Genomic DNA, 332 nt, shown 5'->3' with positions numbered 1-332 from the left:
TCTTTTATTATCCAGATGCCTTTTACCTTTTTCCCTCTTCTTTCTCTCCTTCTTTCTCTCTCTTCTCTCTCCTTCCTCCTTTCTTTCCTCTTCCTCTTTTTTTCCCCCCTTTCTCTCCCTCCCTCCCCTCTTCCTTCTCTTTCTCTTCTCCCTTCTCCCCCTCCCCCCCCCCCTCCTCCCTTTTTTTTCTCTCTCTTTTTCTTTTCTCCCCCTTCCCCTCTCTCCTTTTTCTCCCTCTTCCCCTCCTCCTCTCTCTCCTCTTCTCCTTTCCCCTCCTTCTCTCCTCCTTTCTCTTTTCTTTTCTCTTCCCTCTTTTCTCTTTTCTTCCCTTT

Annotated in this window: 1 protein-coding gene; it reads right to left on the bottom strand. The window is 47.6% G+C overall.

What is annotated here, in order from left to right; all coding sequences use genetic code 11:
* A partial coding sequence (locus NR112_RS23330; RefSeq protein WP_256796478.1) for a hypothetical protein occupies positions 1-332 on the bottom strand: 332 nt, incomplete at both ends.

Source organism: Terrabacter sp. Ter38 (assembly GCF_024519435.1).
Taxonomy (GTDB): Bacteria; Actinomycetota; Actinomycetes; order Actinomycetales; family Dermatophilaceae; genus Terrabacter.
The sequence above is the reverse complement of the archived record's forward strand: the minus strand, read 5'-3'. Positions and strand labels throughout refer to the sequence as shown.